Source organism: Pseudomonas sp. R3-56 (assembly GCF_051132075.1).
Taxonomy (GTDB): Bacteria; Pseudomonadota; Gammaproteobacteria; order Pseudomonadales; family Pseudomonadaceae; genus Aquipseudomonas.
In genome coordinates, this window is record NZ_CP071657.1 from 4,406,988 (window position 1) to 4,425,922 (window position 18,935).

The following is an 18,935-nucleotide window of genomic DNA, read 5'->3' on the forward strand; positions in this document are numbered from 1 at the left end:
GGGTTCCATGCGCCTTCAGATGTTCAATACCGACATCCCCCTAGGAGCAAATCCTACAGGGGATTACAATCGCTCCCCCGCCTGAACGGCCGACCCGCCCCGCCCATGCCAACCTGCTTCGTACACCCTCTACCCTACCGCGCCAACCCCGCCGAGTATTTCGCGGCGATCCGTCATGCCCCAGGCAGCGTGCTGCTCGACAGTGGCCGGCCGAGCGCCGAGCGCGGGCGTTATGACTTGCTCAGCGCCTGGCCGCTGAAGCAACTGGCGGTATTGCCGGAAGAGAGTGGCAGCGATTTCCTGCAACGTCTTCGGATACAGCTGACGCAACTGGGCCACGCCGAATTACCAGCCACCGTGCAATTGCCCTTCGCCGGTGGCCTGATCGGTTATTTGAGTTACGACTTCGGCCGACGCCTCGAAGCCCTGCCGTCCTGCGCCAAGGACGATCTGCAACTGCCGGACGCGCGTTTTGGCGTGTACGACTGGGCACTGGTCACCGATCACCAGACTCGCACAAGCCAATTGGTCTTCCATCCCCATTGCGGCGAAAACCAACGCCAACGCTTGATCGAGCTGTTCAGCCAGCCAACCGCGGTGCCTCTCTCCTCGTTCAGTCTGGACGGCCCGATGGCGCCCGATCTCGACGCTGAAGCCTATCGACAGGCATTCGAGCGTATCCAGGCGTATATCCAGGCCGGCGACTGTTATCAGGTCAACTTTGCCCAACGCTTTCGCGCGCCGTGCCAGGGCGATGCGTGGGCCGCTTACCAGGCGCTGCGGGCGGCTTGTCCGACGCCGTTTTCCGGTTTCCAGAGCCTGCCGGAGGGCGGTGCGGTGCTGAGCCTGTCGCCCGAACGCTTCGTCCAGGTCAGTGAAGGTCACGTCGAAACCCGTCCGATCAAGGGCACCCGCCCTCGCGGCACGACGCCCGAAGACGACGCGGCCCACGCCGCCGAGCTGCTGGCCAGCCCCAAGGACCGTGCCGAGAACCTGATGATCGTCGACTTGCTGCGCAACGACCTGGGCCGCACCTGCCGCATCGGCTCGGTGCGGGTGCCGGAATTGTTCAGCCTGGAAAGCTACCCGAACGTCCATCACCTGGTCAGCAGCGTGACTGGCGAACTGGCGGACAACAAGGACGCCCTGGACCTGATCGCCGACAGCTTTCCCGGCGGCTCGATCACCGGCGCGCCGAAGATCCGTGCCATGCAGATCATCGACGAGCTCGAACCGACCCGACGCGGTCTGTATTGCGGCTCGTTGCTGTACCTCGATGTTCGCGGGGAGATGGACAGCTCCATCGCCATCCGCAGCTTGCTGGTCAAGGACGGGCAAGTATGTTGCTGGGGTGGCGGCGGGATCGTCGCGGATTCGGATTGGCAGGCGGAGTATCAGGAGTCGATGACCAAGGTGAGGGTCTTGCTGGAAACCTTGCAGAACCTCTGAACAATCCCCCGGACCTGACGCATAACCCTGTGGGAGCGAGCCGGCTCGCGAAAGCACTGGTTCAGCCCACATTGATGGCGACTGAGATACCGCTTTCCCGAGCAGGCTCGCTTCCACATTTAGAGTTGGGTTTACAGGCTCAGGGGGCGGTTCGAGGCCTTGATGAATTCCTGCTTCAACTCGGCGAACGTATGCACCGCCGGAAACTGCGGGAACTCACGGATCACGTTTTCCGGCGCGTGGAACAGAATCCCGGCATCGGCTTCGCCCAGCATCGTCGTGTCGTTGTAAGAATCCCCGGCGGCAATTACTCGGTAGTACAAACTCTTGAAGGCCAGGACCGACTGGCGCTTCGGATCTTTCTGACGCAATTGATAGCCGGTCACCCGTCCGCTGTCGTCGGTAACCAGACGATGGCAGAGCAGCGTCGGGAAGCCCAGCTGACGCATCAGCGGCTGGGAAAATTCGTAGAACGTGTCGGAAAGAATCACCACCTGGAAGCGCTCGCGCAGCCAGTCGACGAACTCGATGGCGCCGTCCAGCGGCTTGAGCGTAGCGATGACTTCCTGAATGTCGGAGAGCTTCAGGCCATGCTCATCCAGGATGCGCAACCGTTGCTTCATCAGCACGTCGTAGTCGGGAATGTCCCGAGTGGTTGCCCTAAGGGAGTCAATCCCGGTTTTTTCAGCGAAGGCGATCCAGATCTCCGGGACCAGCACACCTTCCAGGTCGAGACAGGCAATTTCCACAAGACACTCCCATTTTTGATGTTTATCGGTTGAGCGAACAAAAGGACTGCCGACTCTAGCCATTCGCCGAAGCCCGCGCAACGCACAGGAGCGCGCCAGCCCCGGCAGCTTTTGTTACCATCAGCCCCATATAGAGCGCCCAGCGCCACCGACCTGTAGGAAACCGCCCTGATGAGCCCATCGTTTGATGTCGTGGAACTCGCCACGACCTATGCCAACAAGTCCCCGCAGGACATCCTCAAGCTGGCCTTTGCCGAATTCGGCGACGACCTGTGGATATCCTTCAGTGGCGCTGAAGACGTCGTGCTGGTGGACATGGCCTGGAAGCTGAACAAGAACGTCAAGGTGTTCAGCCTCGACACCGGTCGCCTGCACCCGGAAACCTATCGTTTCATTGAACAAGTGCGCGAGCATTACAAGATCGATATCGAACTGATCTCGCCCGACCATACGAAACTGGACCCTTTCGTGAAGGAAAAAGGCCTGTTCAGCTTCTACAAGGACGGTCACGGTGAATGCTGTGGCATCCGCAAGATCGAGCCGCTGCGCCGCAAACTGACCGATGTCCGCGCTTGGGCTACCGGTCAGCGTCGCGACCAGAGCCCGGGCACCCGCAGCCAGGTGGCCGTGCTGGAAATCGACACGGCGTTCTCCACGCCGGAGCGCACGTTGTACAAATTCAACCCGTTGTCGCAGATGACCAGCGAGGAAGTCTGGGGTTATATCCGCATGCTGGAGTTGCCTTATAACAGCCTGCATGAGCGCGGTTTCATCAGCATCGGCTGTGAGCCCTGCACCCGCCCTGTCCTGCCGAACCAGCACGAGCGCGAAGGCCGCTGGTGGTGGGAAGAAGCCACGCAAAAAGAATGCGGGCTGCACGCTGGCAATATCATCGCCAAATCCAAGACCGTCTGATCCCGCCGCAGCCATGTACACAAAAATGTCACCTCAGGTGGCATTTTTGTGTGCACCTCTGGTTTTAATGCCCCTAAAAGTTACAGGCACCCTTGCGCGCTGCCTGCTTTCCTTCCCGTTGGCGCTCGACCTCTAAAATAAATACCTGTTCGAACGGTCAGTTTTAACTTCCAGCATTTCAGTGATTTATCCGTCAAACATAACAAAACGAAATTAACGACGCCAAAGCTAGACTCGTAAGTGGCATACATCTGGCTTAACTCGACAAGTGTTTTGTATACAACAATACAAAAACATACACACACTTTTCGATCCGCAAGCCTGAAGCGCCCTATCCCGTACAGGCTGCAGATGCCCCGTAACCAATGATGCTCACCGCCGCGACGAAGATCTGCCGAGCCTCGCGCTCAAGCACAGTCATCGTGGCCTGAGAGTCAGGAGCCTGCCGGAATGCGTACAAGTCTTTCCAATAACATCGCGCTGGATCTGCCCTCCCCAACCGCTGCCCTGGATGAACAACCCGCGGCCCCTCTCACCTTGAGTCCAAGGCTGCATAACAAGGACCTCGCGCCCACCAAAGCCGAAGGGCGACGCTGGGGCCGCTACAGCATCTTCGCCCTGTGGACCAACGACGTGCATAACATTGCCAATTATTCATTCGCCATCGGCCTGTATGCCTTGGGACTGGGCGGTTGGCAGATTCTACTGTCGCTGGGGATCGGCGCGGCGCTGGTGTACGGCTTCATGAATCTGTCCGGCTATATGGGGCAGAAGACCGGCGTGCCGTTTCCGGTCATCAGCCGGATCAGTTTTGGCATACACGGTGCGCAGATTCCCGCACTGATCAGGGCCGTCATCGCAATTGCCTGGTTTGGTATCCAGACTTACCTGGCGTCCGTGGTGTTTCGGGTGCTGCTGGTGGCGATTCATCCGGGCTTTGCCGATTATGATCAGAACTCGATCCTCGGGCTGTCGAGCCTGGGCTGGGTATGCTTCGTCGCCATCTGGTTCGTGCAACTGATGATCCTGGCCTATGGCATGGAAACCGTGCGGCGCTATGAAGGCTTCGCCGGCCCGGTCATCCTGGTGACCGTCGCGGCGTTGGCCGGTTGGATGTACTTTCAGGCCGGTGCGACGATTGCCTGGTCGATCCGCGAGCCGCTGGCCGGCGGTGAGATGTGGCGCAACATATTCGCCGGTGGTGCGCTGTGGCTGGCGATCTATGGCACGTTGATCCTCAACTTCTGCGATTTCGCTCGCTCTTCGCCGTGCCGGCGGACAATCGTCGTCGGAAATTTCTGGGGCCTGCCGGTGAATATTCTGGTATTTGCCGCCATCACCATCCTGTTGTGCGGTGCGCAGTTCCAGATCAATGGCCAGGTCATCGAGAGCCCGACCCAGGTCATCGCCTCGATTCCCAACACGTTTTTCCTGGTGCTTGGTTGCCTGGCGTTCCTGATCGTCACCGTGGCGGTGAATATCATGGCCAACTTTGTCGCCCCGGCCTTCGTCCTCAGCAACCTGGCGCCCAGATACCTGAACTTCCGTCGTGCCGGACTGATCAGCGCCGCCATCGCCGTGCTGATCCTGCCGTGGAACCTCTACAACAGCCCGCTGGTGATCGTGTATTTCCTCTCCGGTCTCGGCGCCCTGCTCGGGCCGCTGTACGGCGTGATCATGGTCGACTACTGGTTGCTGCGAAAAGGCCGCGTCAACGTGCCGCAACTCTACAGCGAGGACCCAAACGGTGCGTATTTCTACAGCAACGGGGTCAACCTGCGGGCGGTAGCGGCATTCATTCCAGCGGCGCTGATCGCGATTGTCATGGCGCTGGTGCCCGGCTTCGACAGTATTTCTCCCTTCTCCTGGCTGATTGGCGCTTCGATTGCAGGGCTGCTGTACCTGATCGTTGCCAAGCGCGAGGGGTATTACGAGGACGTCAGCGGTGAGTCCATTGCCGTGGATAACGTCAGCCATTGATTGTTCGAAAGGCCCGGGGATTCGGGCCGTTTACCGTTACGCTGAAAAAAGGACCACTCATGCGAATTCTCATCGTCAACGTCAACACCACCGAGTCCATCACTCAGTCCATCGCGCGCCAGGCCCAGGCCGTTGCCGCGCCGGGAACCGAGATCGTCGGGCTGACGCCGCATTTCGGGGCAGACTCGATCGAAGGCAATTTTGAAAGCTACCTGGCCGCCATCGCCGTGATGGACCGGGTGATGTCCTACGACCAGCCGTTCGACGCGGTGATCCAGGCCGGCTACGGCGAACACGGTCGGGAAGGACTGCAGGAACTACTCAACGTGCCAGTGGTGGACATCACCGACGCCGGCGCCAGCACGGCCATGTTTCTTGGTCATGCCTACTCGGTCGTCACCACCCTGGACCGCACGGTGCCGCTGATCGAGGACCGGCTCAAGCTTTCCGGCCTGTTCGACCGCTGCGCCTCAGTCCGGGCCAGTGGCCTGGCGGTGCTGGAACTTGAGCAAGACCCGCAGCGGGCGGTTGAAGCCATCGTCCATCAGGCGGAACTCGCCGTCAGCCGGGACAAGGCCGAAGTGATCTGCCTGGGTTGCGGCGGCATGGCCGGGCTGGATGAGCAGATTCGTCAACGCACCGGAGTGCCTGTGGTCGATGGCGTGACGGCGGCGGTGACGATTGCCGAGTCGCTGGTGCGGCTGGGGTTGTCCACGTCGAAAGTGCGCACTTATGCGACGCCGCGACCGAAGACCATCATTGGCTGGCCGGGGCGGTTTGGGCGGTGAGTTTGCGGCTTTAGGCTTTAGACTGCGTTGCCCCTTTCGCGAGCAGGCTCGCTCCCACAGTGGATTTTTGCGGGGCACAAAAGGTGCGGTCACCGCCAAACCAATGTGGGAGCGAGCCTGCTCGCGAATGAGGGCGACTCGACTCCCAGCCAGGCTCAAACAGCACTGAACCGCTGCGCCAGCCCCCGCTCGGCAAACTGCTCGATGATGAAATCCACGAACGCCCGGGTCTTGCCCGGCAGCAGTTTGTGCTCGGCGTAGTAGATCGAGATGTTGCCATCGTCGACGTACCAGTCCGGCAGCACCCGTTGCAGTGCGCCGCTGTCCAGGAACGGCACGGCAAACGGCATGCTCACCAGGGCAATGCCCAGCCCTTGGGCTGCGGTGATGCAGGCGGCTTCCGAGTCACTCATGGTCATTTGCGCCTTGAGTGTCAGCGGGCTGTGTTCGCGGTTGCGGCTGGTCAGTTGCCAGGAACGGATACGCCCTGTCTGCGGTGAGCGGATCAGGATTCCCTGATGTTGCCCCAGATCCTGCGGCTCAACGACGGCAGCGTGGTTTTGCACATACTGTCCGGACGCAACCAGCACCCGATGAGCCACTGTCAATTTACGCGCCACGACGCCCTGGGGCAGTTCGAAGCCGCCGCCGATGGCGGCATCGAAACCCTGGCCGATCAGGTCCACCTGACGGTTATCGAAATGCCAGTCCGGGTTGATTGCCGGGTATCGGCGCAAAAACTCACCCAGCAACGGCACGATATACAACCGGCCGAACGCCGTGCCCATGCTCACCTTCAGCGTACCGGCTGGCTGCCCGCCGGCGCTGGCCAGGTTGGCGACGGCGTTCTGGATCGTATTGAAACTGCTGCCCACTTCCCGCAGGAACAGTTGGCCGGCCTCGGTCAAGGCCAGGCTGCGGGTGCTGCGCTGGAATAGCCGAACGCCCAGGCGCGCTTCAAGCTTGGCGACGCTTTTGCCTACCGCCGCCGGGGTCAGGCTCAAGCGGCGTGCGGCCTCGGCGAAGCTGCCGACCTCGGCGCTGCGGACAAAACATTCGATACTGCTGAAACTCTCCATGACGCCCACTCTAAACTTTTGGTTTACACAGACTATATCAATGAAGGTCTACACAGCCGATCGGCTGGTCTTGATACTCACCCCATCAACCGCGGCATCTCGCCCCGGCACCTTTGGAGAACACCCGCATGAGCACGCAAACACTGAGTGGCAAAGTCGCCTTGGTCCAAGGCGGTTCCCGTGGCATCGGCGCCGCCATTGTCAAACGCCTTGCCGCAGAAGGCGCGGCCGTGGCCTTCACCTATGTCAGCTCCGGCGCCAAGTCTGAAGAAATGCAGAACAGCATCACCGCCGCCGGCGGCAAGGCCCTGGCGATCAAGGCCGACAGCGCCGATGCCGACGCCATCCGCCATGCCGTCCAGGCCACCGTCGACGCCTTTGGCCGATTGGACATCCTGGTCAACAACGCGGGCATCCTGGCGTTGGCGCCGCTGGATGAATTCAAGCTGGAAGATTTTGACCAGACCCTCGCCATCAACGTGCGCAGCGTATTTGTCGCCACTCAGGCAGCCGCACGGCATATGAGCGAAGGGGGCCGGGTCATCAATATCGGCAGCACCAATGCCGACCGCATGCCCTTCGCTGGCGGCGCCACCTACGCCATGAGCAAATCCGCGCTGGTGGGCCTGACCAAAGGCCTGGCTCGCGACCTGGGCCCACGCGGCATTACCGTCAACAATGTTCAGCCCGGCCCGGTGGACACTGACATGAACCCGGCGGATAGCGATTTCGCCTCCAGCCTGATGGAGCTCATGGCGGTAGGCCGTTATGGCACGGTGGAAGAAATCGCCAGCTTCGTCGCCTACCTCGCGGGTCCGGAAGCGGCCTATATCACCGGGGCCAGCCTGACAATCGACGGTGGTTTCGGCGCCTGACCCACGTCGCGCGGGAGCCTGCTCCCGCCGGGCTGCTTCGACGCTTTCGGGCGCAGCAGCCCTTTTTCAGGCCCATTCCAGTTCCGGCAAACCGCACAGGCCTGGCTGGAACAGCTTGAGCGAACGGATAATGGCGTCGGCATGGCTGTACTTTTCGTCGGCCATGGCCGAGTCGGGAATCGCAATAGCCGTCATGCCTGCCGCCTTCGCCGCCGTCACACCAAACGGGGAATCCTCGAAGACCAGGCAATCCGCCGGCGCAACACCCAGGCGACGGGCAGCGGTGAGAAAGATGTCCGGCGCCGGTTTCGCCGCTCCCACTTCGGGGTCATCGGCGGTAACAATGAAGTCGAACAGCGCGAACCAATCCCGGTGCAGGGTGGTTTTCAGCTCGAACGACTGACGCGACGAACTGGTTCCCACCGCTATAGGCACGTCGTGGGCTTTGAGATGCCGCACCAATTCCTCCGCGCCGGGCATCGCCAGAGCGTGGGGGAAACGTTCACGCATGAGCGGTTCACGAATCACCAGAAATTCCTCCGGGGTGATCGGCAGCTCCAGCGCCTGCACCACGTAGCGCGCCAGGTCCCCGGCGCCGCGCCCGATGATGTTCTGCTTGACGCTCCAGTCGAACGTGCGCCCGTAGCGCTCGGCGATGATGGACGTGACCTCGGTGTAGATACCCTCGGTGTCCAACAGCAGGCCATCCATATCGAAAATCACGGCCTTGATCGGGCCAAATTTTTTCAGCGGTGCATTCATCGCATCTGATCCGTTATCAACACAACATTCCAGGGATGGCTCAGGTGCGGCCAGCGCAGCGTGTTCGCCTTAAAGGATTCAGCAGAATAACGAGCCGTGCTTGGCGCAGGCAATGGGAAATTTTCAAGGGGGTGGCGAGGGATCGGCCGCGCCTTGGCCGGGCGGCAGTTGACTACGTTTCAGGGGCGCCTGGCGCCCAGCGGGAGCAAGCTCCCTCGCCACGAACAGATTGGATGATTCAGCAGAGGGTCATGCATTAGCCGCCGGAGCCGCCGGAACCGGAGCCCGATCCGCCGCCGCTGGAGCTGCCACCGCTACTACTGCTGCTACCGGTTCCACTACTTGAGCCGGAAGAACCGCCGCCCATCGTACTGCCACCGCTGGTGGAGCCGCTCCCGGTTCCCGGGCTGGTGCTGCTGCCGCTGGCATCGCCGCCATTGCCTCCTCCCACGGAACCGGGTGGCAGAGCGTTACCGGCTTTCTCGGTGGTGGAGCCGGCGTCCATCTGAGTAGAGGGCGGCATGCCTCCCTTGTCCACGGGCGCGCTGTCGGATTGGGCGAAAGCCGCCAACGAGCTGGCCGACAGAATCCCGGCCAACGCCAGCGCGGTCATGTTTGGCTTCATCATGATAAGTCTCCTTTTCAGATAGCTACCTGATGTGTGGCAACCATCATTGACTGATGGTGCCGACAACCGGACGGACGGAACTGCTCTTCAGCTTGGCTTGCCGGAAGCATCATCACCGGCAATATCGGGATCGTCCGGCGCCGCCTCGACGTCTTCATCTTCGCTTGGCACCTGCTCAACTCCAGCATCGTCATCAGGTGGACGCTGATCGCGGCTCAATGAGTCGGTGGGCGAAGGCAACGGATATTCCGGGGTTTCATCGTCATCGGGAACAGGCGAGTCGGCAGTCATAACAATCTCCTGGTCGTGCAGTTTGGGCTGGAAGGCTCAATCGTAGGATTCATCCTCAACTTCGGTCTCTTCATCCTCGATCAAGGGCACCTGGGCGTCATCCATCAGGGAACCGGGATCTTCGTTGCCCGGGTCGTTGACGCCTGGATCATTGATGAACGGGACGCCCGAGGGGCCTTTTTCTTCCTTGCCTTCGGTTTCCGGGGTCATGGCATACCTCATAATGCAAGTGGATGTATCAATTCGAGGCGATGACGAGGTAAACGTTCCGGGAAATAGCCAATATGAAAAAACCCGGCACAGGGCCGGGTTTTTTCATGCATGCATTCGCTCAGCGATGCTTTCTCTTGTGCTTGTGCTTCTTGCTCTTCGAATGTCCGTCGTTATCGTTGGACAGGTTGCTGCCCAACGCGCCGCCTGCCGCCCCACCGACGCCCGCGCCGATAGTCGAGCCCGTGGACCCGCCCAGGCGATTGCCAACAATCGAACCACCGGCCGATCCCAGACCACCACCGATGGCCGCTTCCGTACGGCTGCCCTTGCGAGCCCCGACCGCACTGCCGGCTGCACCGCCGACACCGGCGCCAATCGCCGCGCCTGTGCTGCCGCCCATCTGCTGGCCGACCACGTTCCCCAGAACACCGCCCAAGCCACCGCCAACCGCAGCGGTACCGTCGCCAGCGGCCATCGCGCCCTGAGCGAACACAAGCCCAAGCACCAAGGTGGACAAAGTCAAACGCATGATAAAAACCTCAAGAATGCCGCATCGGGGAGAGATGGCCGGTGCGCGCTGGCGCGAGTGTACGCCAAACCGTGTCAGCCATGACGGTTCGACAACAAACGCAGGGGTAGTTTTATGACAGGCAAAAAAAAGCCCGCTGGGGAAACGGGCAGGTACTGCTTTCTAACGGATGAGCTCAGACTACGCGCCTGCTTGTGAAAGAAACGTGAAAGAAAACGTCAGTCGAAAAAAGATAAAAAAATATTTATACAAACGCTGGAATTCCCCGTGGCGAGGGAGCTTGCTCCCGCTGGATTGCACCGCAATCCCATCGCGCCCGAGCGCGAACATGCCCCCTGGCCACGGCGGTTATTTGCTGAGCGGGACCCTGGGCAAGAACTTGGCCTTCTCGCCCCGCGGCACCTTGGCCACCTTGGTCCGGATTGACTTGATTGGCTCGTCACCAAAATCCGACCGATAGGCCGATTGCCCACACTGCAACCCTTCATTGATCGGATACGCGGCTCCGTTCTCCTCGCTGTACGGTGCTCCCATCGCATTTTTCCCCTTTCATCGAGCCGATACCGGCAATAACCAATTGCCTGGAAATACCGACCTTCGAATTGAGACTAGCCGGTCATCAACAGACCAATGATTCAAGGGACCGCCTCGCCGACGAACGGGTAAGCGTTGTTTCAAAACCGAAACAACTCAGTCCGAACCCAACAGCGTCTGGTTTAAAACCCGGGAAACCTGATCGGCGGAGTAAGGCTTGGACAAAAACGCGAAACCTTCATGCCCGCTGTGGGCCAGCTCCTCGCTGTAGCCGGAGGTCAGCACCACCGGCAGATCCTTGCGGCGCTGGCGCAGTTGCCTGGCCAAGGCAATGCCACTGATGCCCGGCATGATCACATCGGAAAATATCGCGTCGAACGCCATCGCATCCGGGCCGACCATTTCCAGCGCCTGTTCGGCATTGGTCGCCCAGGCCGTTTCATATCCCAGGTCTTGCAGGATCTGGTTGGCAAAGCGCCCCACCTCCAGATTGTCCTCCACGACCAATACCCGGCGCCGGCCTTTTTCCAGCACCAGCAGAGAGTTTTCCTCTCCCTCGGGTTCATGCTGCTCCTCGGGCTCCACCTCCGGAAGATACAAGGTAAATACGCTGCCCTTTCCGACCACGGTAGAGACATCGACATTGCCACCGGACTGTTTTGCGAAACCGAACACTTGGGACAATCCCAACCCCGTTCCCTTGCCCACCTCCTTGGTGGTGAAGAACGGTTCGAAGATGTGTTCAAGTGCCTCCGGGGCAATACCCGTGCCGGTGTCTTCCAGGGCAATCGCGGCAAATGCCTGCCCTGCCCCGGAATGGCCGCGGATCGGCGGCATGCCTGCACCGCAATTGAGCCGTAGCCACAGCGTTCCCTGGCCGTTCATCGCATCCCGGGCGTTCAGGGCCATGTTGATCAACGCCGTTTCGAACTGGCTCAGGTCGGCGCGGATGTAACAGGGCTGCTCGCACAGTTCGACCTTGACGTGAATACGCGCCCCGGTCACGGTCTCCAGCATGTCGCCGAGGCTCTGTACCTGCTTGCGCACGTCGATGATTTCCGGCGTCAACGGCTGGCGCCGGGCAAACGCCAGCAATTGGCTGGTCAGCTTCGAAGCACGTTCCACCGTCTCGGAAACGGCGGTCATGTAGCGTTGCCGGCGCTCGTCGGACAGGTTGGGCATGCGCAGGAAATCGACAGAGGAGCGGATGATCGTCAGCAGGTTGTTGAAATCGTGGGCCACGCCGCCGGTGAGCTGGCCGATGGCTTCGAGTTTCTGCGACTGGTGCAGCGCCGCTTCGGTCTGCCTCAATCGTGTAGTGCGCTCCTCGACCCGTTGCTCCAGCGTTGCGTTCAGTTCGGCCAGGGCGGCGAGGCCTTCGCGCACGGCCGCGTCCGCCCGAGCACGTTCGATGTGCGCCCAGGATCGCTCGGTGACTTCCAGCAGCAGCGCCAGATCGTTGGACGACCAGATCCGGGGCGTTTTATCGTGGATGGCCATCAGGGCGGTCAAGCGTCCATTCTTGATCAACGGAACACAAATAGTCGCCGCAATACCGATCGACTGGAACGCTGCCGCCTCCTCCGGTGCCAACTCCGCGAGGTTGTCATTGATCACCAGCGGCTTGCCGGCGCCCAGGTTGGCGACCGCCAGCCGACCGAAATCCGCCAGTCGGTAGTGCCCGACGATACTCGGCGACCCGGCCCGGGCCCAATCGCCGCGAATTGTAAAGCCGTCCTCGTCTTCGTCCATGTCTGCGTATGCGCAGTTGGACAGGTTGAGGTGCGCCGCCAGGATCCGGGCGGTGACCGCCATGATCGCCTGTGGATCGGTGGCATTCGCCACGGCGCTGCCGATTGCATCGAGCACCGCCAGGCGCTGGGTCATGAATACAGTCGCAGTGGTCTCGGTGACCGTGTCGAGCATGCCCACCACTTTGCCGAACTGGTCGCGGATAGGGCTGTAGCAGAAGGTGAAATAGGCCTGTTCAGGACCACCACCGCGCTCGATCACCAGGGGAAAGTTCTCGATAAACGTCGCCTGTCCATCGAAAGCCGCCCCCACGATAGGGCCGATCTCGCTCCAGGCCTCCCGCCAGACCTCATTGAACGGCCGCCCCAGCGCCTCGGGTTTGCTGCCGAGAATGGGCATGAACGCATCGTTGTATAACGTGATCAAGTCCGGTCCCCAGACGATGGCCTGAGGGAAATGCGAAGCCAGGCTCAGCGCCACGGTTGTCTTCAGCACATCGGGCCATTGCGCGGGCGGCCCGAGTGGCGTGCTGTCCCAGTCATGGCGGCGGACCCGTTCAGCCATTTCTCCGTAGCTCTGGAGCCAATCTGTCATTGCCTTCGATCCTTGCTCAACCGCCAATCCCAACGAGGGGGGAAACGCTTGTGACCCCAAGCTGAGCCGTATTATCCCGCGTCACGTGAGAATGCGCGATTGGATTGTCGGATGGGTCGGGCTGAAAGGACCGGGCACTCGGAGAATAGGGATCGGCTTAGATTCCCCGGCTGACGGCGCCGCCTGGATCAGCACCTTCACCGATAAAAAAAGCCGGCCCCTCGATGTGGTAGACCCTCGGTTCTTCAGAAAAGTATTCCTCCAAGCCCAGCATGAACAGCCGGTGGTCTTCACTCTCTTCGAAACCCGGTGTGTGATGCTCAAGTGATTGCCATCGCACGATCAGGTTGAATTGCTCGGGGGTTTCAATCCCTTGCGCCAGCAAATGGCTGCCGTAGCCCTTTGCTCGGGTGAGCAAAGGGGCGACCTCGGCAAATGCTCGTCTGAACATTTCAATGCATTCTTTGTGAACCGGGAGCAGAGCGATCTCGTAAATCATGGCGTACCTCGAAATGATTCAAGCGGTTGAAAAAGCGCATTACGCGATGAGCGACGGCTCGACTGCGATCGCGATTTTTCCTCGAATGCCATTGTTTGGACTTTCCAGCCGGGCATGGGCGAGCCCGATGTCGGCCAGCGAATAGACGGCGCCGACATGTGGCCGCAGCAGACTTCGCGCTACCAATGCGCTCAACTCATCGAGTTTGCCGCGGTTCTGTCTGGTGAAAACGAAGTGATAACTCGCGTTCTTGCCCCAGGCCTGAACGACGTTCTGTGGCTGTGAAATGTCGACGATCGTGACGACGCGGCCAAGTTGTGCGAGCACGTCAGGGCTGCGTGACAATGTGTTGCCGCCGATGGTGTCGAACACGACATCCACACCGCGGCCACCCGTTTCTCGCATGACGGCTTCAACATAATCCTGTTTTTCGTAGTCGATGATCACATCGGCGCCCATGCTGCGTGCGAACTCGGCGTTTGCCTCGCGCACGGTGGTGAATACCTGTGCTCCCATGGCTTTTGCCAACTGGATCGCCACATGGCCGACGCCTCCCGCGCCGCCGTGTATCAGAATGCTTTCTCCCACTCTGAGCGCCGCACGCACGATCAATGCTTCCCATACCGTCCCGCCAACCAGGGTCAGGCTCGCCGCCTCAAGATGGCTCAGCGAGGCTGGCTTCTTCCCGACGATGCTCTCGGCAGCGACGTGGTACTCGGCATAACTTCCTGGCCCGTCGAATATTTGCGGGGTGTACCAGACTTCATCGCCCGGAGCGAAGTTGGTCACTCCCGGCCCAACTTCTTCGACAACGCCCGATACATCGTGGCCGGTAATGGCCGGCAGTTGCACCAGGTCGGGATAGTCGCCGCGTCGAACCTGATAATCCAACGGATTGATGGAGGTTGCATGTACCCGGACCAGGACTTGTCCTGTCTGCGGCACAGGCTTGGGCACATCGCGAAGCTCGAACGAACCCGACCCGCCAAATGACTTGAGTACCATCGCTTTCATTGCAAAATCCTCGTATCGATAAAAAGGGATATCGAGATATCTCGATATACTGCGGCAAAAAAATTACAGTTCTGTCCCTATGATCTCCGCAAGCGCGCTGATGGCTGCTTCATTGCGCTTGTAGTAAGTCCACTGACCGATGCGCCTGACTTCGACCAACCCCACTCGTTGCAACGTCGCAAGATAACCGGACACCGTCGACTGCGACAGTCCGATACCTTCTTGAATACTGCTGACGCAGACTCCCACCGTATGAACGTCACCTTCATCCTGCGGAGGGAAGTTCTTTGCGGGGTCCTTCAGACCCTTCAGGATCTGAAGGCGTGTAGGGTTCGAGAGCGCTTTGAATATTTCGATCAATTCCATGACGCCGAGGATATCGAGATTTTTAGATATGTCAATACGCAACTTCAAGCTTTTCGTCCGAGCCCATCCGACTCACACCACACTCGCTCGATGCAGGCTGCTCATATGTCCGACGCCCGCCTCCTGCAAACGGCCCACCAGATCCTCCCGCGCCGCTCGCCCACCGGAACGCACGTACTCCAACTCCGCCGCGGTGATCAACACCACCGGCACCAATCTGACCGGTGACAAGGGCATATCCTCCACTCGGGTAGAGAAGTCCGGCTCGGGGGCTCCCAGCAGGACCCCAGTGCAATCATCATCCGTTACGAAGAGCTTGGGCAGTTGCTCACTCATAGGGTGCGATTGGCTGAACCCGGGAATCTCCAGGGACAGCGCCCCGTACTGATCAAGCTGGTGCGTGATGCCGCCAGCGTCGGCGACCGTCCTGGCAACCTGCTCCACGAGCTCGAATGCCCAGCTGCGCTTGAAAGGATCGACCTCACCCACGGGGCCATAGGCGTGCTCGGGTATATCTGCAGTTTCGACGAACAGCTCCATTTCGAAACCGTTGCCCATTCCTTCCGTATCATCGAACGGATCCGACAGGCCTTCCGTGGCGAGAATGATCGTGTCGCCACGGCGAACCACGCGGTAGGCCTGGCGGGTGGAGGGCCAGTAAGGGCCACCGGAAAAGGTTGGACTGATCATATAGGCAAGAACATCCCGCTCGACGGTGCCGACAGCCCGCCAATGACGATCCAGGCACGCTTCACCCGCTTCCCGGATCGCAAGATTGGCTGCTTCAGCCTCGGTCAGGTCGCCGAGCTCGTGGGTCTGCGGCGTTGGCGGCGCGTCCTGGATTTCAGGGGCTTTTGATGAACCGAAGAGCTTCTTGAAGAAATTCATGGGTGTTCCTGTTTGAAACTTGCAGTTGCGGTAAGGTCAGGCGCCAGCCTGGATCGATTTTCCAAAGGGATACCTATGACGATGACGGCCGAAAGCCTGGTCAGGATAGCAATGACCAACCCCATCAACGCGCAAATCACCGCGCGACTGCCTTCGCTCGGCCTGGATCAATCCATGCTTACCGCTGGCTGCATGTTCCAGGCCGTCTGGAATCATCAAACGCAGCAAGCGCCCGCTTGGGGGGTGAAGGACTACGATGTTTTTTACTTCGATCCGGACCTGTCCTGGGAAGCCGAGAATGAAGTGATCAACGCCGCCCGGCAACTCTTCCAGGACGTCGACGTCAGCATCGAGATCAAGAACCAGGCTCGCGTCCACCTTTGGTACGGTCAGCGGTTTGGCAAGTCTTATCCTCAGCTTCAGTCGGCCAAGGATGGTGTTGATCGTTATTTGATTGCGGGGACCTGTATCGGAGTGGATGTTGAAACCGGTGAAGTCTATGCGCCTTACGGCCTGGGTGACGTAGAGCAAGGCATTCTCCGTATCAATCCAAAAAATCCCCAGCCGGATTTGTTCGTTGAGAAAGCGAGAAGTTATCAGGCTCGCTGGCCGTGGCTCAGGATCATGGAAACATGATGCAAATCTCCATGGTCCTGGTGGCGAGGGAGCTTGCTCCCGCTGGGCGGCAAAGCCGCCCCAAACGTTCTTCCAGACGAACTGCATCCACCGGTCTACGACGGCTACGCCGTCGAGCGGGAGCAAGCGCCCTCGCCACGAAGCGTGTACCTGTAAGATCATGTACGGAAGCAGCTGCCGCCTTCGCGAGCAGGCTCGCTGCCACAGAAATCGGCTCGGGGTTCAAGCACCTGCCCATTCAAGCTTGACTCATTGTCCCTGAGAAACTTGCCTCCACCGGCCCGATCAGAAAGACCGAACTCACGCCATCCCATTGCACCGTCACGTTTCCGCCATCACATTTAACTTCGACGGTACTATCCAGCAGTCCACGACGGATTCCGTTGACAACCGCGCCGCACGAGCAAGAACCTGAACCCAGCGCAATGCCCGCCCCGCGCTCCCAGATGCGCAATCGGATATGCGTGCGATCAACGACCTGGACGAAATGAACATTGGTCTTGAGTGGAAATAGCGGGTGGGTTTCGATGGCTGGTCCGATAATGGCGATATCAACGTCAGCCAGATCGTCGACAAAATATGTGCAATGCGGGTTGCCCATGCTGCACGCGGCTGGACTACCGGCGAGGGGCAAAACGGTGGAATCGAGGTCCTGCGACAGGGGAATGTCCGACCAGCCGTAAAGTGGCACGCCCATGTCGACGCAAATGTCGCCGTTTGGCGTACGCTCGCAGATCAACAGACCACGGTTGGTGCGTAGCGCTACCGAAGCAACATTGGCTTCGCGCATGAGCAGGTCCGCCACCCCGCGCGTCGCGCTGCCACAAACATCCAGCGCGGAGCCATCTGCGTTCCAGAACATCACCCGCGCATCGGCATCGTCACAATCGAGCAGCACCGCGAGTTGATTGAAGCCCACGCCGCGGTTCCGATCCCCCATCCGCCGGGCTATCGCACTGGTCACCGGACTGGGCGAGTTTCGCGAATCGACGATGACAAAATCGTCGCCATTGGCGTGCATTTTCTGAAAGTTGAGATTGAGTGTCGGTTGCATGTTTTCTTCCCTGAAATCGTTAGCGTTGCGTCTGCTCGTACGCCTTGGTCATGACCTTCCAGGTCTTGGCGTCGGCAGGAATGAGATGCTCGATACGCAACGAGCTCATCGTGATGTCGAGCGGCATGCCAAAAGTGGTGAATGTTGACATGAACGTCAGCTCGCCATGGGGCGACTCGACCTGCGTCAATAACAACGGAGGCAGATCGTCAGCCAGCGCCGAAGCGCTGTGTGGAGTCGGCAGACTCTTCAGAATCCCAGCCAATGCGGGATTGTTCAAGGCTTCCCGAGATGCCCGTTGCCAGGCCACTAATCTTATTTCCTCGGCGTTGCTCAGATGGTCGCCCAAGCCGCCGGGTTGCAGCAGTGTCACCAAGAGATTGAGTCCATCCGCGGCATCCCTGGCAAGACCCACCAGATCGAACAGGACACCCGCGCTGGCGTTGGCTGCAAGGATGTCCCATTGAGCGCCCAGAACAATCGCCGGCGCGGGATTATTGGCATTAAGGATATGATCAATGGCATCACGTACCACTTCCATTGACGACGACGTGAGCGGTGTCGTTTCGTAGCGAGGGGCGTAGCCGCTGGCGAGAAAGATGCCGTTGCATTGCTCCAAAGGTACATCCAAGGCAGTCAGTAAGTTATGCAGAGTGCCAGGGCTTGGCGTGGCGCGCCCCGTCTCGATGCAGCTTAGGTGACGCTGAGATATCCCTGTTATCAGTGCGCAATCCAACTGACTCAGTCTGGCCTGTTGGCGCAAGTGACGCAGTTGCGCACCGGCTGAAGTTGGCGGCGTTGCTCGGGACATGGGTCGATTGGTCATCCATTGACTCTGGCATTGCAGGTGGGCGGCGTCGATGACCTCGGAGGTCATTGAAACCATGATGGTCAAATCACTAGCCTACCTCCCTGATCAACGAACCTGTCCCGGGAGGCAAAGTGAAGAAGCCTTATATCGCACTTGTTACGCTGCTGTTTTTTACCGTTTACACGGCGTGTACGTTGTTGCTCGCCGAGCAATCGCTCTTGGCGTTCGGCGTCAGACTCATGTCCAGCGCAGACACCGCGCAAGTAGTCATCGACCTTTATCTGCTCGCCTGCATGGCGTGCATCTGGATGTACCGGGACATACGCGCAAGAGGCAAATCGCTCGTATCGTTGCTACCTTACATCCTGATCACGGCCATCTTCGTATCAATCGGTCCGTTGCTGTACATCGTTGTTAACGGATTTGGACGTCAATCGCCGGTGACGGTTGCACCTGCTCATCCGCCGTCTTGAACCACGCTTCAGGCATTATTACCCAAACTTCCTTGGGTATTTCCTCCAGAACCCCG

The 18,935-nt window shown here is 59.7% G+C and carries 21 protein-coding genes; 7 read left to right on the top strand and 14 right to left on the bottom strand.

The window, feature by feature from the left end:
• Positions 1–105 precede the first annotated feature (105 nt).
• Positions 106–1,449, top strand: coding sequence for an aminodeoxychorismate synthase component I (gene pabB, locus J3P96_RS19880; RefSeq protein WP_434653135.1), 1,344 nt, complete (start codon positions 106–108; stop codon positions 1,447–1,449).
• Between the two features lie 131 nt (positions 1,450–1,580).
• Here the strand turns inward: pabB and thrH are convergent, their stop codons facing one another.
• Positions 1,581–2,198, bottom strand: coding sequence for a bifunctional phosphoserine phosphatase/homoserine phosphotransferase ThrH (gene thrH / locus J3P96_RS19885; RefSeq protein ID WP_434603332.1), 618 nt, complete (start codon positions 2,196–2,198; stop codon positions 1,581–1,583).
• Between the two features lie 171 nt (positions 2,199–2,369).
• Between thrH and J3P96_RS19890 the strand changes: the two genes are divergently transcribed.
• The 3 genes from J3P96_RS19890 (at position 2,370) to J3P96_RS19900 (ending at position 5,881) form a co-directional block, all read left to right on the top strand.
• The gene (locus J3P96_RS19890; protein WP_434569302.1) at positions 2,370–3,113 is read left to right on the top strand and encodes a phosphoadenylyl-sulfate reductase; all 744 of its coding nucleotides are present in this window, start codon (positions 2,370–2,372) and stop codon (positions 3,111–3,113) included.
• Between the two features lie 450 nt (positions 3,114–3,563).
• Positions 3,564–5,093: an NCS1 family nucleobase:cation symporter-1 gene (locus J3P96_RS19895; RefSeq protein WP_434653137.1), complete on the top strand. Its 1,530-nt coding sequence runs from the start codon at positions 3,564–3,566 to the stop codon at positions 5,091–5,093.
• Between the two features lie 59 nt (positions 5,094–5,152).
• Positions 5,153–5,881: an aspartate/glutamate racemase family protein gene (locus J3P96_RS19900; RefSeq protein WP_434653139.1), complete on the top strand. Its 729-nt coding sequence runs from the start codon at positions 5,153–5,155 to the stop codon at positions 5,879–5,881.
• A 155-nt stretch (positions 5,882–6,036) separates the two neighbouring features.
• Here J3P96_RS19900 and J3P96_RS19905 read toward each other — a convergent pair whose 3' ends face one another.
• On the bottom strand, positions 6,037–6,960 hold the full coding sequence (locus J3P96_RS19905) for a LysR family transcriptional regulator (RefSeq protein WP_434653140.1): 924 nt from the start codon (positions 6,958–6,960) through the stop codon (positions 6,037–6,039).
• A gap of 128 nt (positions 6,961–7,088) precedes the next feature.
• On the opposite strand from J3P96_RS19905, the gene J3P96_RS19910 reads away from it, so the two are divergent.
• Positions 7,089–7,835 carry a 3-oxoacyl-ACP reductase family protein gene (locus J3P96_RS19910; RefSeq protein WP_434653142.1) on the top strand — a complete coding sequence of 249 codons (747 nt, stop codon included), beginning with the start codon at positions 7,089–7,091 and terminating at the stop codon, positions 7,833–7,835.
• A 66-nt stretch (positions 7,836–7,901) separates the two neighbouring features.
• On the opposite strand, the gene J3P96_RS19915 is transcribed toward J3P96_RS19910, so the two are convergent.
• The 10 genes from J3P96_RS19915 to J3P96_RS19960 all read right to left on the bottom strand — a co-directional run bounded on the left by J3P96_RS19915 (position 7,902) and on the right by J3P96_RS19960 (position 15,905).
• On the bottom strand, positions 7,902–8,597 hold the full coding sequence (locus tag J3P96_RS19915; RefSeq protein WP_434625083.1) for an HAD-IA family hydrolase: 696 nt from the start codon (positions 8,595–8,597) through the stop codon (positions 7,902–7,904).
• A 256-nt stretch (positions 8,598–8,853) separates the two neighbouring features.
• Positions 8,854–9,225 (bottom strand): hypothetical protein, encoded by a 372-nt coding sequence (locus tag J3P96_RS19920; RefSeq protein ID WP_434569308.1) that lies wholly within the window; start codon positions 9,223–9,225, stop codon positions 8,854–8,856.
• Positions 9,226–9,312: 87 nt separating this feature from the next.
• Positions 9,313–9,516 (bottom strand): hypothetical protein, encoded by a 204-nt coding sequence (locus J3P96_RS19925; RefSeq protein ID WP_305495998.1) that lies wholly within the window; start codon positions 9,514–9,516, stop codon positions 9,313–9,315.
• Positions 9,517–9,552: 36 nt separating this feature from the next.
• A complete protein-coding gene (locus J3P96_RS19930) occupies positions 9,553–9,726 on the bottom strand; it encodes a hypothetical protein (protein ID WP_305495999.1) in 174 nt (57 codons plus the stop codon).
• A 121-nt stretch (positions 9,727–9,847) separates the two neighbouring features.
• Complete coding sequence (locus J3P96_RS19935; protein ID WP_434603324.1) at positions 9,848–10,258, bottom strand: glycine zipper domain-containing protein; 411 nt, start codon at positions 10,256–10,258, stop codon at positions 9,848–9,850.
• Between the two features lie 690 nt (positions 10,259–10,948).
• Positions 10,949–13,138: a response regulator gene (locus tag J3P96_RS19940; RefSeq protein WP_434653145.1), complete on the bottom strand. Its 2,190-nt coding sequence runs from the start codon at positions 13,136–13,138 to the stop codon at positions 10,949–10,951.
• Positions 13,139–13,295: 157 nt separating this feature from the next.
• A complete protein-coding gene (locus tag J3P96_RS19945) occupies positions 13,296–13,637 on the bottom strand; it encodes an antibiotic biosynthesis monooxygenase family protein (protein WP_434653146.1) in 342 nt (113 codons plus the stop codon).
• A gap of 39 nt (positions 13,638–13,676) precedes the next feature.
• Entirely contained in the window at positions 13,677–14,651 is a 975-nt protein-coding gene (locus J3P96_RS19950) for a zinc-dependent alcohol dehydrogenase family protein (RefSeq protein ID WP_434653148.1), read from the bottom strand.
• Between the two features lie 63 nt (positions 14,652–14,714).
• Entirely contained in the window at positions 14,715–15,017 is a 303-nt protein-coding gene (locus J3P96_RS19955) for an ArsR/SmtB family transcription factor (RefSeq protein WP_305501316.1), read from the bottom strand.
• A 72-nt stretch (positions 15,018–15,089) separates the two neighbouring features.
• Positions 15,090–15,905 (bottom strand): suppressor of fused domain protein, encoded by an 816-nt coding sequence (locus J3P96_RS19960; RefSeq protein WP_434653149.1) that lies wholly within the window; start codon positions 15,903–15,905, stop codon positions 15,090–15,092.
• A 75-nt stretch (positions 15,906–15,980) separates the two neighbouring features.
• Here J3P96_RS19960 and J3P96_RS19965 point away from each other — a divergent pair, with 75 nt between their 5' ends.
• Complete coding sequence (locus J3P96_RS19965) at positions 15,981–16,541, top strand: nucleotidyltransferase family protein (RefSeq protein ID WP_434653150.1); 561 nt, start codon at positions 15,981–15,983, stop codon at positions 16,539–16,541.
• Between the two features lie 238 nt (positions 16,542–16,779).
• Here the strand turns inward: J3P96_RS19965 and dapF are convergent, their stop codons facing one another.
• Complete coding sequence (gene dapF, locus J3P96_RS19970) at positions 16,780–17,595, bottom strand: diaminopimelate epimerase (protein WP_434653152.1); 816 nt, start codon at positions 17,593–17,595, stop codon at positions 16,780–16,782.
• Between the two features lie 19 nt (positions 17,596–17,614).
• Entirely contained in the window at positions 17,615–18,421 is an 807-nt protein-coding gene (locus J3P96_RS19975) for a helix-turn-helix domain-containing protein (RefSeq protein ID WP_434658270.1), read from the bottom strand.
• 116 nt (positions 18,422–18,537) lie between these two features.
• On the opposite strand from J3P96_RS19975, the gene J3P96_RS19980 reads away from it, so the two are divergent.
• Positions 18,538–18,879, top strand: coding sequence for a DUF2834 domain-containing protein (locus J3P96_RS19980; protein ID WP_434625098.1), 342 nt, complete (start codon positions 18,538–18,540; stop codon positions 18,877–18,879).
• Positions 18,880–18,935: the final 56 nt, after the last annotated feature.

Excerpts from the sequence above, each read along its gene's own strand:
- pabB (WP_434653135.1), top strand. The coding sequence starts at position 106 with ATGCCAACCTGCTTCGTACACCCTCTACCCTACCGCGCCAACCCCGCC.
- J3P96_RS19890 (WP_434569302.1), top strand. The coding sequence starts at position 2,370 with ATGAGCCCATCGTTTGATGTCGTGGAACTCGCCACGACCTATGCCAAC.
- J3P96_RS19895 (WP_434653137.1), top strand. The coding sequence starts at position 3,564 with ATGCGTACAAGTCTTTCCAATAACATCGCGCTGGATCTGCCCTCCCCA.
- J3P96_RS19900 (WP_434653139.1), top strand. The coding sequence starts at position 5,153 with ATGCGAATTCTCATCGTCAACGTCAACACCACCGAGTCCATCACTCAG.
- J3P96_RS19905 (WP_434653140.1), bottom strand. The coding sequence starts at position 6,960 with ATGGAGAGTTTCAGCAGTATCGAATGTTTTGTCCGCAGCGCCGAGGTC.
- J3P96_RS19910 (WP_434653142.1), top strand. The coding sequence starts at position 7,089 with ATGAGCACGCAAACACTGAGTGGCAAAGTCGCCTTGGTCCAAGGCGGT.
- J3P96_RS19915 (WP_434625083.1), bottom strand. The coding sequence starts at position 8,597 with ATGAATGCACCGCTGAAAAAATTTGGCCCGATCAAGGCCGTGATTTTC.
- J3P96_RS19920 (WP_434569308.1), bottom strand. The coding sequence starts at position 9,225 with ATGATGAAGCCAAACATGACCGCGCTGGCGTTGGCCGGGATTCTGTCG.
- J3P96_RS19925 (WP_305495998.1), bottom strand. The coding sequence starts at position 9,516 with ATGACTGCCGACTCGCCTGTTCCCGATGACGATGAAACCCCGGAATAT.
- J3P96_RS19930 (WP_305495999.1), bottom strand. The coding sequence starts at position 9,726 with ATGACCCCGGAAACCGAAGGCAAGGAAGAAAAAGGCCCCTCGGGCGTC.
- J3P96_RS19935 (WP_434603324.1), bottom strand. The coding sequence starts at position 10,258 with ATGCGTTTGACTTTGTCCACCTTGGTGCTTGGGCTTGTGTTCGCTCAG.
- J3P96_RS19940 (WP_434653145.1), bottom strand. The coding sequence starts at position 13,138 with ATGACAGATTGGCTCCAGAGCTACGGAGAAATGGCTGAACGGGTCCGC.
- J3P96_RS19945 (WP_434653146.1), bottom strand. The coding sequence starts at position 13,637 with ATGATTTACGAGATCGCTCTGCTCCCGGTTCACAAAGAATGCATTGAA.
- J3P96_RS19950 (WP_434653148.1), bottom strand. The coding sequence starts at position 14,651 with ATGAAAGCGATGGTACTCAAGTCATTTGGCGGGTCGGGTTCGTTCGAG.
- J3P96_RS19955 (WP_305501316.1), bottom strand. The coding sequence starts at position 15,017 with ATGGAATTGATCGAAATATTCAAAGCGCTCTCGAACCCTACACGCCTT.
- J3P96_RS19960 (WP_434653149.1), bottom strand. The coding sequence starts at position 15,905 with ATGAATTTCTTCAAGAAGCTCTTCGGTTCATCAAAAGCCCCTGAAATC.
- J3P96_RS19965 (WP_434653150.1), top strand. The coding sequence starts at position 15,981 with ATGACGATGACGGCCGAAAGCCTGGTCAGGATAGCAATGACCAACCCC.
- dapF (WP_434653152.1), bottom strand. The coding sequence starts at position 17,595 with ATGCAACCGACACTCAATCTCAACTTTCAGAAAATGCACGCCAATGGC.
- J3P96_RS19975 (WP_434658270.1), bottom strand. The coding sequence starts at position 18,421 with ATGACCAATCGACCCATGTCCCGAGCAACGCCGCCAACTTCAGCCGGT.